This window comes from Enterocloster bolteae (assembly GCF_002234575.2).
Lineage (GTDB): Bacteria > Bacillota > Clostridia > Lachnospirales > Lachnospiraceae > Enterocloster > Enterocloster bolteae.
On the sequence record NZ_CP022464.2, the window covers coordinates 6,265,041 to 6,282,745 of the forward strand.

General features: G+C 51.1%; 14 protein-coding genes. 8 read left to right on the plus strand and 6 right to left on the minus strand.

Annotated elements, in window-relative coordinates:
- Nucleotides 1-43: 43 nt before the first annotated feature.
- The 4 genes from CGC65_RS29085 to gnpA form a co-directional block, all read right to left on the minus strand.
- Nucleotides 44-934 carry a carbohydrate ABC transporter permease gene (locus CGC65_RS29085; protein ID WP_002569044.1) on the minus strand — a complete coding sequence of 297 codons (891 nt, stop codon included), beginning with the start codon at nucleotides 932-934 and terminating at the stop codon, nucleotides 44-46.
- Between the two features lie 16 nt (nucleotides 935-950).
- Nucleotides 951-1,856, minus strand: coding sequence for a carbohydrate ABC transporter permease (locus CGC65_RS29090; protein WP_002569045.1), 906 nt, complete (start codon nucleotides 1,854-1,856; stop codon nucleotides 951-953).
- Between the two features lie 126 nt (nucleotides 1,857-1,982).
- Nucleotides 1,983-3,323 (minus strand): ABC transporter substrate-binding protein, encoded by a 1,341-nt coding sequence (locus CGC65_RS29095; protein WP_002569046.1) that lies wholly within the window; start codon nucleotides 3,321-3,323, stop codon nucleotides 1,983-1,985.
- A gap of 233 nt (nucleotides 3,324-3,556) precedes the next feature.
- Nucleotides 3,557-5,872, minus strand: a complete 2,316-nt coding sequence (gene gnpA / locus CGC65_RS29100) for a 1,3-beta-galactosyl-N-acetylhexosamine phosphorylase (protein WP_002569047.1) — start codon at nucleotides 5,870-5,872, stop codon at nucleotides 3,557-3,559.
- A gap of 236 nt (nucleotides 5,873-6,108) precedes the next feature.
- On the opposite strand from gnpA, the gene CGC65_RS29105 reads away from it, so the two are divergent.
- A complete protein-coding gene (locus CGC65_RS29105; RefSeq protein WP_002569048.1) occupies nucleotides 6,109-7,008 on the plus strand; it encodes an AraC family transcriptional regulator in 900 nt (299 codons plus the stop codon).
- 149 nt (nucleotides 7,009-7,157) lie between these two features.
- Here the strand turns inward: CGC65_RS29105 and CGC65_RS29110 are convergent, their stop codons facing one another.
- Nucleotides 7,158-7,574: a hypothetical protein gene (locus tag CGC65_RS29110; RefSeq protein WP_002569049.1), complete on the minus strand. Its 417-nt coding sequence runs from the start codon at nucleotides 7,572-7,574 to the stop codon at nucleotides 7,158-7,160.
- 661 nt (nucleotides 7,575-8,235) lie between these two features.
- On the opposite strand from CGC65_RS29110, the gene abc-f reads away from it, so the two are divergent.
- The 5 genes from abc-f (at nucleotide 8,236) to CGC65_RS29140 (ending at nucleotide 12,966) form a co-directional block, all read left to right on the plus strand.
- Nucleotides 8,236-9,669, plus strand: a complete 1,434-nt coding sequence (gene abc-f, locus CGC65_RS29120) for a ribosomal protection-like ABC-F family protein (protein WP_002569050.1) — start codon at nucleotides 8,236-8,238, stop codon at nucleotides 9,667-9,669.
- Nucleotides 9,670-9,778: 109 nt separating this feature from the next.
- The gene (gene modA, locus CGC65_RS29125; RefSeq protein ID WP_002569051.1) at nucleotides 9,779-10,624 is read left to right on the plus strand and encodes a molybdate ABC transporter substrate-binding protein; all 846 of its coding nucleotides are present in this window, start codon (nucleotides 9,779-9,781) and stop codon (nucleotides 10,622-10,624) included.
- Entirely contained in the window at nucleotides 10,602-11,441 is an 840-nt protein-coding gene (locus CGC65_RS29130) for an ABC transporter permease (RefSeq protein ID WP_002569052.1), read from the plus strand. The genes modA and CGC65_RS29130 overlap by 23 nt, the downstream gene beginning before the upstream one ends.
- Entirely contained in the window at nucleotides 11,438-12,196 is a 759-nt protein-coding gene (locus CGC65_RS29135) for an ATP-binding cassette domain-containing protein (protein ID WP_002569053.1), read from the plus strand. Before CGC65_RS29130 ends, CGC65_RS29135 begins: the two co-directional genes overlap by 4 nt.
- Nucleotides 12,193-12,966 (plus strand): hypothetical protein, encoded by a 774-nt coding sequence (locus CGC65_RS29140; RefSeq protein WP_002569054.1) that lies wholly within the window; start codon nucleotides 12,193-12,195, stop codon nucleotides 12,964-12,966. Before CGC65_RS29135 ends, CGC65_RS29140 begins: the two co-directional genes overlap by 4 nt.
- On the opposite strand, the gene CGC65_RS29145 is transcribed toward CGC65_RS29140, so the two are convergent.
- Nucleotides 12,951-13,841 carry a LysR family transcriptional regulator gene (locus CGC65_RS29145; protein ID WP_002569055.1) on the minus strand — a complete coding sequence of 297 codons (891 nt, stop codon included), beginning with the start codon at nucleotides 13,839-13,841 and terminating at the stop codon, nucleotides 12,951-12,953. The genes CGC65_RS29140 and CGC65_RS29145 overlap by 16 nt on opposite strands.
- Nucleotides 13,842-13,947: 106 nt before the next feature.
- On the opposite strand from CGC65_RS29145, the gene CGC65_RS29150 reads away from it, so the two are divergent.
- Nucleotides 13,948-14,631: a YoaK family protein gene (locus tag CGC65_RS29150; protein ID WP_002569056.1), complete on the plus strand. Its 684-nt coding sequence runs from the start codon at nucleotides 13,948-13,950 to the stop codon at nucleotides 14,629-14,631.
- 55 nt (nucleotides 14,632-14,686) lie between these two features.
- On the plus strand, nucleotides 14,687-17,626 hold the full coding sequence (locus CGC65_RS29155; protein ID WP_002569057.1) for an insulinase family protein: 2,940 nt from the start codon (nucleotides 14,687-14,689) through the stop codon (nucleotides 17,624-17,626).
- The last annotated feature ends 79 nt before the right edge of the window (nucleotides 17,627-17,705 follow it).

The following is a 17,705-nucleotide window of genomic DNA, read 5'->3' on the forward strand; positions in this document are numbered from 1 at the left end:
CTCACAAGATATATCCTTATTCCTTCACGTTTCCTGTTCTATCCTATCCCTTCACGCCGCCTCCGGTTACGCCTGCTATAATCTTCTCTGACAGGAAGATATACAGGATAAAGGTGGGCAGGAATACAATGACAACAGCAGAGAACATACCGGCCCAGTCACCTGTATATTTCATGGAGTTTATCATGGAATACAGCCCCACTGCCACCGGACGTACCTTGTCGGAATTTCCGAATATCAGGGAGATGAAATACTCGTTCCATATATTGATGAAGTTGAATATGGTTACGGTCACGATTCCCGGCTGGGCCATGGGAAGCATAATCAGCCAGAAGGTCTTAACAGGGGGGCAGCCGTCAATGGCAGCTGCTTCCTCAAACGCCCTGGACAGATTGGCAAAAAAGGTGGTCAGGAAAATGGTGGTGTAGGGCACATTGATTCCGATATACAGGAATATCAGAGTGGCCCGGTTGGCCGAAACATTATTAAGGATATTGAGACCTGCCACCACGGCAAACAGCGGAAGCACAATCATGACTACCGGAACACCCATGGACGCCACAAGAGATGACTGTATTAGTTTATTGCACACAAAGTCAAAACGTGACAGCGCATAGGCCGCAGGCGCACAAATCAGTATCAGCAGGGTACAGGATACCGCCGCGTAAAATAAGGAATTGAAGAAAATGGTGGAGACATTGGAATTGACCCATGCCTTCACATAATTTTCTATATGGAATCCGCTATCCAGCAGCTTATTGCTGAATATCTCCTTGGTGGTGGAAAAGCTGGCCAGCAGGACCCAGCCCAGCAGGGCCAGGGTAAACAGAATCCACAGGGTAAGAATCAGGTATCCGGGGGCAAGCTTTAGTTCCTTCTTCCAGCGCACCGGTTCCCTGTGCAGTTTCTCTTTTTTCTGAAATAATCCCGACATATGTTTTCCCCCTTTCCTAGAATTCCAGGTCTTTATCCTGAAGCAGATGGTTGCAGAGCCAGAACACAATAACCACACATACGCTCAGCATCACGCCGACAGCTGCTCCAACCCCGGAATTGCGCTCCGTGACGCTGTTGCCTGCCCCAAATATCTGCATGTACAGATAAACCATGGGGGTAATGGTCTGGGTATCAGCCGTTACCGTGGAGAACAGCTGGGACCATACGAAAAATCCCACACTGGTAACGCTCCACATGGTGACATTGGTTCTGAACACTCCCTTTAGCAGTGGTAATGTAATATAGCGGAACTGGTTGAACTTATTGGCCCCGTCCAGAGTGGCCGCCTCAAAATAATCGTCGCTGATGCGCTCAATGCCGCTGGCAAATATCAGCATGTGATAACCCACCATGCCGAAACAGTAGGCCAGGAGCAGAGCCATGAACTTGTGGTCATTATCCAGCCACTGTATCTTTGCCAGGGAATCCAGGCCCAAAGCCTGGAAGAAATTTTTAATCAGTCCGTACTTGGGGCTGTAGACATACTGTAGCCACATGGTCGCCAGGGCCACTGCGCTGACAATATTCGGCAGATAAATCATTGCCCTGAAAAAGCTCTTGAAGCGGATGCCGCTGGTAATGATAACGGCAAACAGCAGCGCCAGGGACATGACGATGATACCGCCGATAAACCATATCCGGGCCAGGTTCCACATGGAGATGCGGAACAAGGTGGTATTTGCCAGCTTCACATAGTTATCAATACCGCTGAAGGTCCATTTTGACATGGGGTCCGTGATTCCCTCAATCTTGAAAAAGCTCATAAGGATAGTCCTGATAATGGGATAAAGGAATACCAGGACGAACATCACCACCGCCGGTGTCATGAACACAATTAACATTCCCTTATTTTTTTTCACGCCGGTTCCTCCTAACATAAACCTGGTCCGGATACGCTCCGGAGCCCAAAAAGAGGCGGCAGCGTTATACGATGCCACCTCATTGTTGCATATTCCGTGGAAAATGTTTTGAATGTGTTTATCTGATTACTTTCCTGCTGCCTGGAGATTGGATACAAATTCATCCGCTGTAATGGCTCCGCTGCAAAGCTTGGTCATGTTCTCTTTGATGATTGGCGTCATATCCACATTGTCCTCTGCGCCGGCAGCCCATGGATAACGTGTCTTTAAGCTCTCCATTACAGGCTTCACGTCTGTAAGCTGTACAGGCCACTCTGAATTGGTGGTATCGGACGGGATTCCCAGGGATTCCTCAGAGAGCTTCTTGTCAAACTCACCCTTGGTAATATAGGTAATCAGCTTAAATGCATCCTCTGCGTGCTGTGAGTTCTTGTTGATAGCCAGAACCTGGCCGCCGTAGTTTGCTGCTTCCGTACCGTCTGTACCGCCTTCCACTGCCGGGTAGCTGAAGCATCCCCACTGGAAGTCATCGCCTGCCATGTTCTTTACTTCGTTTGGAAGCCAGGAACCATTGAGGTACATGGCTGCTGTTCCCAGTGCCAGCTCCTGGTTCTGTCCGGCCGGGAATACGTTGGATGCTATGTTTTCTGAGAAATATCCCTTCTGCGCAAAATCTGCGTAAGCCTTGGCTGTCTCCATCACAGACGGGTCATCCCACTTATTGTTCTTTACAATATCCGATGTCTTGTCATAGCCGTTGAGTCTGGACATATGGTATCCGAAGAGACAAAGTATGTATGCGTCGTCACATGTAATAGGCGTGTAGCCTGCGTCCTTGATCTTCTGGCATGCTGCGTCCAATTCCGCCCAGGTGGTGGGAACAGCGGCCACGCCGGCTTCCTCAAAGATTGCCTTGTTGTAGAAAAACGCAAATACATTAGGCTGATAAGGAATGGACTTAAGGGTTCCCCCTCCCACCTCGCGGCAGGCCTCCATCAGGCTTGCATTGGCAGTGGCGTCATAATCAGATGCCTTAGCCAGTTCCTCCAGATCCATCAGATAGGCGCCCCATGTAGTATTTACACGGTCAATATCCTCGTCGAACAGGTCAATGTTGGTTCCTGCGTCCAGGGCTGGCTGTAATCCCTCGCGGATACCGGTACGTCCCTTGAACTGTACATCTACAGCCACTCCTGTGTCTGCGGAAAACTTGTCAACTGCTTCCTTGATTACCTGGCCCTGAGGCTCTGTGGACTCCCACATGGACCAGTATACCAGACCTGTGCCGTCTCCGGCCGGGGCCTGGGCGTCCGCTGCCGCCGTGGTGTCTGCTGCCGGAGCCACTGTGGTGTCAGCCGCCGCTGCCGCTGCCGTGGTATCCGCGGTGCCGGACCCGCCGCCGCATGCTGTCAGGGAGCCAACCATGGCTGCCGCCAATGCCAATGCCATCCATTTTCTGTTTTTCATAAAATACGTCCTCCTTGAATCTTATTGTGTTTTTGCTGATTCACATTCACTACCGATAATCCAATTATAGTAAATATGCACATAAAGTTCTTTGCACTATAAATTTATTTATTTGTACAAAAAGACTTTTTCTATGTATAATACACAAATATGATTCTGTCTCCGAACGCTTGTAAGTCATTTTGTATACTTGTTAAAGACTGCCATATTTAGTTCATTCCAGGTTGGCCGGCTTATAAGTCAAACCATTTTATTTCACAGGGCAGCAGCTCCATGGATGTCCCATGTCCATCCCCGTCATAAACCACCGTGGACTGCCCGCGGCTGGTGTTGTTGACCACCGCATATTTCCCCGCCTCCGGATATCCGTGTACCTCGCAGAACAGATTATCCGAGAACCACTTCTTCATTTCCCCCTCTTTGCAGGCCGCATAATACATACTTCTTATAAGAAGCCTGGTATTCTCATGGCTGTAAGGAAGACCCGCAAGGTACACGCCCCGTCCCCTTCCATATGGATGGGCGCTGAGGTGGACTTCATGGTCTGAATATTCCCCAATCTCTGTATCCGTTCCCAAGGCATACACATTTTTCATCCCTTCGCCAAAATCCAGAACCAGCCTTCCTGATTCATCCCTTGGAACGTCCTGTGTGATAAAGTGGCTGTCTGCCTGTGTTACATGATACTTGTCCGTTGACAGGGTGAAGCCCTGCTCTTTATCCACCCCCAGCACATCTGCCAGCTGGAAATACCGTCCGCCCCGCTGCACGGCGCTGGGCTCGCCCACTCCCACAAAGCCGCCGCCTTCCCAGACAAACCGCCTCACTGCCGTGACAATCTGCTCATCCAGCCACTCATCCCCGCCAGACCAGGCCGTGCCCGCATCCCCTGCATTGATGATCACATCCACATCCTCAGGTATACCTGAACTGCGTATATCGTCAAAGCTCATAAATACCACATCCACACCTGCCCCGCTCAGTGCCTCCAGAATGCCGAAATAGGTGTAGGTCTGCTTATACCACAGGGCATGGGCCACCATGTAGGGCTGCCAGGAGCGCAGCTTTCCCCAACAGTTCAACACAGCTGCCTTCAGCCCGCAAAAAGGCCTGCTTCCTCCGATATTTCCATAAATTTCCCTGAATTCTTCCGCAACCTTCTCAATGTAATCCACAAAGCCCGGAAATTTATAGGCCAGGCTCAGATATCCGCCATACCCGATACGATCAACCGGTTTGCGCATCAGAGCTCTTCGGGCGCAAATCCAGTTTTCCACCGCCTCAGGAACAGGGTCATTTCCCTCATAAAATGTGTCAGGGAAAAAATAGGGAAGGAAACGGCCCTCTGTATAGCTCACCCCCGGAATATCGGAGATAAGGCGCAGCGTTGCCCCGCCTCCCACGCTTCCCACCACGGCGTCCAGGCCGATTTCCGGGAAATAAGCGCCGTAAGGCTCGGTACCAATCCAGTTGTCGCCTAAAAACATCATGGCCTTACGCCCTGCCTGATGGACCAGCTCCACAAGCTCCCTGGCTTTTTCCGCCACAAAGCGCTGGATAAAATCCATATAATCCCTGTACTGTCTGGTCGGAACCCGGAAGGAAGAATTATAGTACCCATTATCCACAATGTCCTCAGGTCTGAGGGCGTAGCCGTATTCGGCCTGGAATTCCTCCAGCGCCTTCACACTGACGGTTGCTCCGTATCCGAACCAGTCCACGAATTTTTCCTTTGCGTCACTTCCGAACACCAGCGTGAAATGGTAAAAAAATGTGGTGAAACGCACAACATCCGTATCCGGGTTATCCTTTAACCACTGTACCAGGTACTCCCTTGCAAACAGTCCTGAAGCCTCCTGGCGCACATCAAAGGGAATCTCATGGGGTTTGTCCCCCCAGTTATTCGTTATGTGATTGTACATCTGGGTAGGGTCCCACACCGCGTATGCCAGGAAGGATACCGTGTATTCGTGAAAAGGCGACGCGTGCTCCAGCACCACGCGCATGGGGGCGGAAACAGCTTCTGCTTTTTTGGTTTCTGCGGTATTCCCGGCGTCTGCGGCGTTTCCGGCATCTGCGGTATCTCCGGCGCCTTTAAACACACCCTTAAACTCACTGCCGCTGCAAAAACCTTCCGGCATGGACGCCCCTGTCAGCTCCCACTGGGAGACGGGGACTGCCTGGCCTGTGGTGCGGTCCATGACCTCCCACCATTTCTTAGGGTCATGGTAACAGTCCGGTACCACCTGCTGGTCAAAATATCCTTCCATAAAGTCCATCTCCAGATGGTTTCCCACTGCTGTAAAACGCCGGGACATAAGGTAGAGCTGCTGGCATTCCTCCATATGCTTAGCTGCAAATTCATTGTGTCCTCTTGCCACAAAATAGGTGGTATAAATTTCCGCATCCAGAGACTTGACATCCTTATCCAGCTTTGTCCCGTCACTGTCGCGGATGGCATCAGCGCCCCAGCGCTCCATTAACTCTTTTGTCTCCTTCAAAAAACCGGATTCACTGGGAAGTGTAACCCTTCCTTTCGTCTTAGACATGTCTGTATCCTCCCTCTTATCTTCATATTGGCTCTATTCCATAAGCCTATAACTCTTGATTTCGTTTAAATAAAGTATAGCGGATCGCTTTTTTTGTAACAAGACAGCTGAGGGGATTTTATTTGCACATTCTATCATTTTATTTGCATGATTGTATTCTGCAGAATTAATTCCTGTGATATAATTCAAGAAGATAAGACAGTTTCAGAAAAAGACAGTGCGGGAGGAAAGATTACATGGCCTATAAAAGTGTAGTTCTGGAGGACAGCGTTACCATCAACCGGATTATCTCCGTCCACTATTTCCAGTATATGAGCGACTTCTCCTTTCCCGGGGAAAGCCATGACTTCTGGGAACTGGTATGCGTGGACCGAGGCGAAATTGATGCGTTGGCAGGAGACCGGCGTCTGACCCTGAAGAAAGGGAATATTCTGTTTCACAAGCCCAATGAGTTCCACAACGTACTGACCAACGGAAAAGTCTCTCCAAGCCTGGTGGTCATTGGGTTCGAGTGCCATTCCCCTGCCATAAAGTCATTTGAGGATCAGCTCATGTCGGTCCAGGATACGGAAAAAGAGCTCATGGCCCAAATCATCGTGGAAGCCAGAAACACATTCAGCGGAAGACTGGATGACCCTTACCAGGAGGAGCTTATCTTTAACAGCGAACCCCTGACCTTTGGTTCGGCCCAGCTCATCAGCCATTACCTGGAACAGCTGATGATTCATCTATACAGAAGATATTTTTCCTACTCCCTGCCAGTACGTTCTTCCCGCTTCCTGGCCGAGGCCAGCAGCGGGAATGATACCTACAACCGAATCGTCCGCTACATGGAGGAGCATCTGGGCGAACGCATGACCATAGACAGAATCTGCCGGGACAACCTGGTGGGGCGCTCCCAGCTGCAAAAGCTGTTCCGGGACACAAAAGGCTGCGGGGTCATAGAATTCTTTTCCATGATGAAAATTGACACTGCCAAACAAATGATACGTGACAACCAGCTAAATTTCACCCAGATTGCAGACCGCCTGGGATACAACTCCATCCACTATTTTTCACGGCAGTTCAAGCAGATTACCACTATGACGCCGTCTGAGTATGCCACCTCCATACGGTTGTTGTCGGAGAAGCCTTAGGATATCTCACCAGCCTTCATTTCTTATCAGATAAAAACAGCCATCCGGAGGTATAAGTGTTCTCCCAAATGGCTGTTTTATCTGTCTGTTTACAACGGCTCAAAACAATAGCCGCTTCAAAAAATCTATTAGCGGGTTCTGCCAAACCGTCAGCTCTTCTTTATAAAATCCGTCCCGCACTTCGGACAGTGAACGCTGACCTTCCCGTGCCCCCTGGGTATGCGCACCTTCTGTCCGCAGTCAGGGCACTTAAAGATGCGGTATTTCCGGCCCTCCGTGAAACGGAATTTGATTTTCCTGAAATATTCCGTCACATAAAACCGCAGGCGCAGATAAACCTGATTCTCCTGGTAGCGTTTACCCACATTTTTTGAAAACATCCGGAAGTACAGCAAGAAAAAACCTGCCAGCTCCAGGATATACAGGAATGAGGACAATATCCTCACCCTGACAACAACGTTCAGGAAAATCAGCACAAGCACGGTATACATTATAAACTGGCCAAGCTGGTCCATACCATATCTTCCTATCATGAAACGCTGTAATTTTTCTCTGATTTTATTCATCTGCAAACAATCCTTTCCCCATTATCCGGCCTGCTGCCAGGTATATTTCTCAGGCAGCCGCGGATCATTCATCCGAGAGTAACTATAACCTAATTCTCATGGAAAAGCAATGTACAGACAGGGTTTTAATGATTATTTTATAAATGCAGGCGTCAAAATGGAGGCCGCAGGCCCTGAGCGCCCAGACCTCAGCCCAAACCTCAGCCCGTACTCGGCTGCGGACAAAATATGCAGATAAAATAATTTTTTCCACCTTGACATTATATTTCCCATCCCCTATAATCAGAATTGGTCTGAGGACTGTAATACACGATATAAGTACAATATAGTAAAGAGAAAGGTGGCTAACTGAAATATGATTATTAGATGATTGAACAGCAGCAGATGATTTACACACTCTCTTTCCTGGCAATAGGAAGCCAGGCAGAATTTGTGTGTCTTTGTCATTTCGTTCAGTCATACAGGGAATCATATTCCATAAGGCCATATTTTTATATAACGGGGTGCATCTGTCTATCCATATGCATCCGCTGCAGCGGACAGGCATGTCCCGGCAGGCGCGCGTAAGCTGCTCCTGACCTGTACGTTCCCGCTCCTTCTGCCTACAACTGGCCAGGTTTATATCCCTTCTGAACGAAGTGCGTTTAGGAGGGATTTTTTTATGTTGTTAAATGCACTGAATGTTAAAAAAGAATATGGAATCCAGACCGTGCTGGATATTGAAAAACTGGTAATCCGGGACGGGGACAGGATTGGACTCATCGGACGCAACGGGGCCGGAAAATCCACCCTTTTAGGCGTCCTATCCGGGAGAATCGCCTGCGACGAGGGCGTGGTAAAACGGTATTGTCCCATTGCTGAGATCCTCCAGACCGGGGAAACAGAGGATGAACCCGAGGCCAGGCTTTTAAGCCAATTAAAGCTGCGCGACAGCGCGGTAAAAAGCGGGGGTGAGAAGACCAGGCGCGCCATTGGGGCAGCATTTTCCAGCCAGGCGCCCCTTCTCTTTGCCGATGAGCCCACCACCAATCTGGATATGGAAGGCGTGGAGCTTTTAGAGAAAATGATGAAGGGATACAAGGGCGCCATCCTGATGATATCCCATGACAGGACCCTTTTAGACCGGGTCTGCAATCAGATATGGGAACTGGACAAGGGAAACATCCGCGTTTTTGACGGAAATTACTCCGACTGGGCCGCCCAAAAGGAACGGGAACGGGGCTTCCAGGAGTTTGAATACCAGCAGTACCAGAAGGAGAAAAAGCGGCTGGAGAGAACTACCGATGCATTGCAGAGAAAGAGCCAGACAATGACAAAGCCGCCCAAACGCATGGGCAGCAGCGAGTGGATGCTCTACAAAGGCGTGGCCGCGGTTCAGCAGGGTCATGTCCAAAGCAACAAAACCGCTGTCATGAGCCGTCTGGAGCACCTGGAGAAAAAGGAACGCCCGGATGAGCTGCCCCAGGTGTCCATGAAACTGCCGGATGCAGGAAAAATAAGGGCAAAAAATGCGGCCGCCATCCGGCATCTCACCGTGAGTTACGGGGAGCGCATTGTCCTGGATAACGTGAGCCTGGAAATAGAGGCTGGCAGGCGGACCTTTATCACCGGCAACAACGGGGCCGGAAAGTCCACACTAATCAAAGCCCTGATAGACAGGGCACCCGAAACCTTTATTACCTCCGAAGCAAGGGTCGCCTATTTTTCCCAGGACCTGGACACCCTGGACCCGAAGAAAACCGTGCTGGAAAATGTGTCGGAGGATGCGGCCTATCCCCAGCATATCTGCCGGGCCGTCCTGTCCAACCTCTATATGACAAAGGACGATATGTTTAAACCGGTCAGTGTACTATCAGGAGGAGAAAAGGTCAAAACCGCCCTGGCCAAGGTTCTGGTATCGGGCTGCAACTTCATGATACTGGACGAACCCACTAACCACATGGATGTGTATACCATGGAGGGCCTGGAACATCTGCTGGAGAGCTACGACGGGACACTGCTGGCCATCAGCCACGACCGTACCTTTATAAGCCATACAGGGGATGTGGTCTGCCGGCTTGAAAATGGAGACATACAAAAAAGCACTGAACAATAAACAAAAATCCCGGTCAGCGGGAAATATTAACCGTTATCTTTTCTTGACAATAACGCTTTTCCATTATATGATAGGTTTACTATAATTATCCAGATGGAGGAGACGTATTATGAAAAGTAATGTATTGGGGATTTTACTGGCAGGCGCCATAGGCGCTGCCCTTATCACAGGCTGCGGCGCCGCATCCTCCGGCACCGCCCGTTCCTCTGCCCCGCAGCAGACACAGGAATCAGCCCCGGAGGATGGCGATGCCGGCAAATCAGCCGCGGACACCCCAGACCTGACAGGCCATACCCTGATGATCTACTGCGGGGCTGGCATGACAAAGCCGTTCCAGGAAATTGCCGACAGCTTTAAAGCTGCTACCGGCTGCGAAATGAACGTGACATACGCCAATGCCGGCCAAATCCAGTCCCAGATTACCACCTCGGAAGAAGGCGACATGTTCATAGCCGGTTCAGCCGAGGAGCTGAAACCAGTTGAGTCCTATGTATCCGAAAGCAAGGCACTGGTAAAACATATACCTGTGCTGGCAGTTCAGAGCGGCAACCCGAAAAACATTACTTCCCTGGCCGGTCTGGCAGAAGAGGGCGTGTCCCTTATCATCGGCGATATAGACTCAACTCCCATTGGTAAGATTGCCAAAAAGGCCCTGACTGATGCAGGTATCTTTGACAAGGTACAGATAGAGGCATCCACTGCCACGGCTCCCCAGATGGCTACCGCCATTGCCGCGGGAGAGGCTGACGCAGCCATTATCTGGAAAGAAAACTGCGATGCTCAGGGCGTGGAAATCGTAGATAACAGCGGTTTGGAAGATTACATAAAAACCATCCCCGCGGCTTCCTTAAGCTGTTCCGCGGATCACGACGCCAGACAGGCATTTCTGGACTATTTAAATTCAGGGGACGTACAGGAAATCTGGTTGAAGTATGGATATGAGATTGCAGAATAGGCATAGGGGGCATAGGGGAACAGACCTGTTCTCAGCCATGACGGTCGCTGTGGCGCTGCTGGTGATTTTTTTCATTGGCAGCGCGGTCTGCGCGATTGCAGCCGGAGGGATTCCCGCCTTTGCCGGAACCATCCGCCAGAAGGAAGTGCTCTTTGCCCTGCGTCTCAGCGCAGCCACCGCCAGTCTCTCCACCCTTATTGTGATGGCCCTGGCACTTCCCACCGCATATGCCCTGACCCGGACCTCCATGCCCTTTAAGGAGCTGTCGGGCATCATCATCGAACTGACTTTGTCCCTGCCCTACCTGCTTCTCGGGCTCAGCCTTCTTATCATGTTTTCATCACCAGCCGGCAAATGGCTGAAGGAACAGGGCTTTAAGGTGGTGTTTTCTCCCGCGGGCATTGTCATGGCCCACATCCTGGTCAACCTCCCCTATGCCATCCGGCTCATCCGCACTGCCTTTGAGGCATCCGACCAGCGGATGGAATTCATTGCCCTGACCCTGGGGGCTTCCCCCTGGAGATGTTTTCTGACCATTCTTCTTCCCCTTTGCCGCAGAAGCCTTGTAAGCACCTTTATCCTGACCTGGTCCAGGGCCCTGGGGGAGTTCGGAGCCACCCTTATGCTGGTGGGAATTACCCGTTTTAAGACGGAAACACTGCCCGGCAGCATCTATCTGAGCATATCCACCGGCGACAACCAGGCCGCCATGGCAACTGCCATGCTGATGCTGATAATTTCCGGGCTGACTCTCTTTCTCTCCCGTCTGCTTGCCAGTCCCGCGGACAGAAACAAAAGGCAGGTGTTCATACGATGAACCAACTGGTTATCAACAATTTTTCCGTAAAAAGAGGCAGTTTTACACTGTCTCCCATCTCCCTTACCATCCAAATGGGGGAAATCTTTGCCATCCTGGGCCGCACGGGTTCCGGCAAGACCGTACTCTTGGAGGCCATTAGCGGCATGTTTCCCGGTGACACCGGCAGCATCCTCCTTGACGGAACCGACATACGGGACATACCTCCCGCTCAGAGAAAGCTGGGCCTTGTGTATCAGGACTATGGCCTGTTCCCTCATATGAAGGTAAAGGAAAATATTCTCTACGGACTGAAAATGCACGGATATTCAAAAAAAGAACAGGACAGCCGCGCACAGGAGCTTATGGAAATGCTGTCCATTTCCCACATAGGGGACCAGTACCCCGGAACCCTCAGCGGAGGCGAAAGCCAGCGCACAGCCCTGGCAAGAGCCCTGGCCCTGGCTCCCCAGGTTCTTTTGTTAGATGAGCCGTTTTCAGCCCTGGACCCGGCCACCCGGCAGTCCCTGTATCAGGAGCTGCGCCGGATTCACCGGCATTTTGGCTGCACCATTATCTTCGTCACCCACGATTTTCTGGAAGCCCGAACTCTTGCAGGCCGGGCAGCCATCCTTCTGGATGGGAAGCTGCAGACAGTCACCGACACCTCCCGGCTGATGGACGGGCATTTTTCCGCAGAGGTGGAGCGGTTTCTGGGAAGAAATCAAATCATAACTGCGCCTGAGCGCAAACAGGAAAAGAGGATTGTCCAATGACATATATGAATGATGCGCTGTCATTTTACAGCGAATTAAGGTTGCGTTTCATGAAGCTTCTGACAGAGGAAGGAATTCTGGGCGAGCAGGTGGTAATCAACACAAAGTCCCTCACGCCGGAGGAAGCCATCGGCATTACAAAACGAAAAGATTTTCCCATCATAACGGGAAAGGATGTGATGGTTCAGGCAGAATGCATGGGCTCCCTGGGACAGGCGTTTACCGACGCCCCCTCTGCTTATCGCGGCACGTTGGAAGAAATATGCTCCCTGGACCTGGCAGATGACCCCTACAGCCGCGGATTGTTCATAGCTGCCCTAAACGCTGTCATGAAACACTCAGGCAGGGCGGACTGCACGGTCCACTGCCGCAATGAGGGACCTGAGTCCTGCGCCATGGACGTGGTCCGTTATATCTCTGAACACTACGGCCGCCCTGCCATTGCGCTGATAGGATACCAGCCCGCCATGCTGGAACAGCTTGCAAAGGAATATGATGTCAGGGCAGCGGATTTAAGCCTGGCCAATATCGGCCAGAAACGGTTCGGGGTCCTTATTGAGGACGGACGCATCCCTGAGACCAGCCAGTCCCTGTGCCGTAAGGCAGACCTGGTTCTGTGCACGGGAAGCACTGTCTGTAACGGATCCATCGTGGACTTTCTTCCATTTAAGGAAAAAATCCTGTTCTACGGCACTACCCTGGCCGGAGCCGCCCCTCTTATGGGCCTGCCGAGACTGTGCTTTGCGGACCGGTATCAGGAGCCGCAGTAATGCCTGGCAAAATCCCAGAAGCATCCTGCCGCCGCAGGCATCAGCTGATTCCTGCGGCGCACCAGCAAAAGTCTGGACACATGCTCCGGCTCTGTCAGGCGCCTGCATACCAGCCTCTGCCGGTCTGTAAAGTACCGTACTGCCTCCGGGCAGATCGCCACCGCCACATTACGCTCCACCAAAGGCACGATACAGGAGAGGGTATTATAGGTACACAAAATAGTATGCTCCCGCTCAATCCGGTGAAACCACCCCCGTATCTCCTCCTGCAGAGGCGGTCTGGAGGGAATAATAAGGGGACTGCCGGCTATGTCGGACAGCAGTATGGTGTCTCCCGGCTGTTCTGCCATGGGATGTTCCCTGCTGAGAAGGGCTGTCCAGGATTCGGTTTTTATCAGAGCGCTTTCGTATTTCTCAGTCCTGAAAGGCTCCCTCACAATTCCTAAGTCCACCAGTCCCTTGTCCAGTTTATCATTGATTTCATCCCCGTTCCCGCACCAGATATTATACCGGATTCCGGGAAAATCGCTGTGAAATCTCTCTATTATATCCGACAGCACCCCTGCCCCGCAGGATTCCGTTACCCCGATGGAAATAAGTCCGCCTGCCCCGGTCCCCATTCTGGAGAGCTGTCCCCTTGTCTTTTCCATCAGAGACAGAATCTCTTCTGCCTGCTGCCTTAAGAATATCCCTTCCTCCGTAAGACGGATATGCCTCTTTCCCCTGATAAACAGGGTTGTCCCTAATTCTTCCTCCAGCTCCTTCATCTGCCTGCTCAGCGGCGGCTGGGCCATGCACAGCTTTGCCGCTGCCCCTGTTATCGTGCCTGCCTGGGCCACAGCAAGGAAATACTGTAAATCCTTCAGATCCATCATCTTTTACCATACCTTTTCGATATTATACTACATATATTATATGTATTTTAATATGGTAAATCAATATGATACAATAAAAAGGCTGAGCAAACAGGAGGATTTCATTGTGAAAGAAAAGGAACGAACAGAAGCATACATTCATTATATCATGTCACTGTCAGGAGGTTTCATGGGCGCCTACGCCCTTCTTAACCGGTGCGAGATTTTCGGTTCCGCCCAAACCGCCAATATGATCCACTCCATTCTGGACCTGTCATCAGGCAGTTGGACCAGCCTGCTTCTGAGGCTGGGTTCTCTTCTTATCTTTATCACAGCCATCATTGCCGCCACTCTCATTCCCCGTCTCATATCCATAGACATCCGGCTTATATGTATTCTGGCTGAGATTCCCGTGATTGCTGTCCTGGGCTTTTTTCCGGCGAACATGGACCCGCTCATGGCTCTCTATCCCGTATTTTTCATCATGGCCTTTCAATGGTGTTCCTTTACCGGCGTAAAGGGCTATGCCAGCTCCACCATATTTTCCACCAATAACTTGAGACAGTTTATTTCTTCCCTGTCAAATTATTTTGCGGACAGGAACAAAAAGCATCTGGAAAAGGCATGGGTCTACGGCTTTACCCTGTTTTTCTACCACATAGGTGTGGCCCTGTGCTGGTATTTTACTAAAATCTTTGGAATTTTCTCGGTATGGCTCAATTTCCTTCCTCTTTTGCTGGCCCTGGTGCTTGTGGAACGGGAACACATTTTCATAAATTTACGCTCCTTCTTGCAAAATACATCTGCCTGATGCTATAGTATAGAAAGGTTTTATCAGGACGATTATCAATTGAAGGAGGATTACCATGGCATCACTGCCAAGGATTGGCGAAACCATAAGCGGTTTTACCGTCACCGAACTTGGAACCATACACATGCTGGGCGCCAGGACCGTTCTGTTTAATCATGAATCAAGCGGCGCCCAGCTTTTATATATCCAGAACGATGACCGGGAACTGGGTTTTAACCTGATTTACCGGACGCCGCAGCTGGATGAACGGGATAATTCCCATATACTGGAACATCTCATTCTGTCCTCCTGCCAAAAGTATCCCAGCAGGGATATCTTCTTTGACATGGACAGCAAAAGTTATACTACCTTTATGAACGGTCTTACGGACAATACCTTCACCTGCTACCCGGTGTGCAGCCAGAGCCAGGAACAGCTGGTAAAACTGATGGATGTATTCCTGTGCTGCATGGAGGAACCAGATGCCCTGAAGGACAAACATTTTTATCTGAGGGAAGCCATACGGTATGAGCTCTCATCCCCCAGGGGCCCCCTTACCATGCAGGGCACGGTGCTCAGCGAGGACTGGGGCCATCTGACCGACATCCTGGAAAATGCAGACAGCGCCATGTCCCATACCCTTTACCAGGACACGCGCACCGCCAACCTGCTGGGGCGGGCCCACCTGCATTACAGGGAACTGTCCTATGAGCAGGCCAGGGAAACCTTTGAGCGGTGCTACAGCTACTCCAACTGTCTGATTACCCTATATGGAAATATGGATTACAGGTCCGTACTGCATTTTCTGGACAGAGAGCATCTCTCCAGAGCGGCGTCAAAAGGCCGCAGCCTCCTTGGTGAGTTTGAAGAACCGGTAAAACCAGGTTTTCGCACCTGCACAGCACAGAGTCCCGCTTACCAGGGCAGTCCCTCGGAACACGCCTCTGTCATGGACTACGGTATCGACCTGTCGGACTGTACAAAAGAGGAACTCATATACTGGGACTTGTTTGCGGATATCCTGGATAACGATACCTCTCCCTGGCACAGGTATGCCAGGGAAATGGGAATCAACCATGTGATGGAAGTCTATCTGGATACTCTGCTGCCCCATCCCTCCCTAAAATTCCGCCTGCGCAACGGGGATTCCTGTCTGAAGGAGGCCTTTTTAGGCTCTATCAAAAAAGCCCTGGAGGATATAAGCCGCAATGGGCTGTCCCCAAAGCTGTACCGGGCTTCCATGAAGGAAAACCGCCTCTCCGACTCCCTTACCCGGGAAGCCCCCCATCTGGGCTTTAACCTGTCTGAGGAAATCGGGCGTTACTGGAGCATTACAGGCCGGACCGACTATTTTCAGCTTTATGAGGAAGCCTTCCGGCGCTTTGAGGAAGATTCCGGCCAGTCCATCATAAAGAAGCTGGCTGCCTCTGCCCTTCAACCGGCAGCCAGCGCCCTTGTCGTAACCGAACCAGTTCCGGGTCTGGCAGAGCAGATGGAGGAGGAAAAGGAGCAATACCTTAAGGAAAAACTGGCTTCCATGACTGCAGCTGAGCAAAAACAGCTGATAGAACAAACAGCTGCCTTCCATGACTGGAATTCCAGGGAGCGTAGCAATATGGACTTTCTCATAGGGCCCGGGGAGCTTCCTGAGCCGTCTGAATCATGTCCGTTTACCAAGAGACAGTGGGGAACCATCACATGCTACACATCTCCCGCCCCCTCACGGGACGTGGGCAGCTACCAGCTCTACTTTGACATTAGCGGCATAGAAAAGGACGACCTTAATTACCTCACCCTCTATCAGATGCTTCTCACAGAACTGGACACAAAGCGCTTTACGGTGGAACAGCAGAAGAACCTGGAGCAGGAATACCTTCATGACTGTACCTTTGACGAGCTGTACCCCCCAAAGGAGGCAGGGGCTCTGAACCATCCCATGATGAGTGTATTCTGGTACGGACTGACCGGGGACTTTGAGGCGGGACTGGATTTTCTTCTGGATATAATGGGCGGCGGGGACTACAGCGACACGGATACCATCATACAGGTCCTGGAAAAGTATCTGCCTGACTACGACCAGTCCAAGGCGGACAATGCCTCTGCCCTGGCCTTCAGCCTGTCCGAAGGCTATATGAGGCAGGAATGCAGGTTCCGCAATATGTTAAACAGCCAGGAAAATTACTATTTTCTGAAGGATGTCCTGAATCGGTTAAAGGAAGATCCTGATTTCGGGGCTGCGGCAGCTGCCAGACTTGAAACCATTTCCCATACCATATTAAACCGCCGGGGTCTGGTATTCCTGGCAGCCGCCTCACCGGATGTATTAGGTACTCTGGAACAGACTGCCGTGGATATACTTGGGAGACTTCCCGGTTTTAAGGAAGGGCACAGCTCTCCTGCTCCGGCCGTCTGGCTCCCGGACCAGAGACAAAAACTGGCCGTGTGCGTGGAAGCCTCCTGCCAGGAGACACGGCTCATGGGAGATTTCCATGGAAATCCCGGCTTTAAGGGGCGTTATCTTCCCTTTCTCATGGCGGCGGCAGATAAATACTTGAAACCTGCCATCCGCTACCAGGGCGGCGCCTATGACAGCGGTATTGATTTTTATATTCCTGCGGGCTATTTCTCCCTCTGGAGTACCGCTGACCCGGAAGTCAGGAGTACGATAAAGCTGTTCCTGGCAACCGGCGCACAGCTCATGGAACTGCCGCTGACCCATGAAGAACTGGACGGCTACATCCTGAACGCCTATGCCCAGGCCCTTCCGCCCTCCGGAACCTTAAGCACCCGTATGCGGCACATGCGCAGGGACATGGTGAACATGGATACCCGCAAAATAAACGAAATGATTTCAGACATCAGGAACGCGGCCCTCTGCCACCAGAAAGAAGCCGCCCTGGTCATTGATAGGATATTGGGGCGCAGCGCCATTGTCACAGTGGGGAATGAGAAGTGTATCATGAGGGATAAGGATGTGTTTGACCAGGTTTTGATTTATCATACGGATTATGTGTAAATGGCCGGGACGGGATAAGCGGCCATGAAAACGTGTCTTTCATTGTGTTTTTCTCTTTTGCAGACAAAAACGGGCTAAT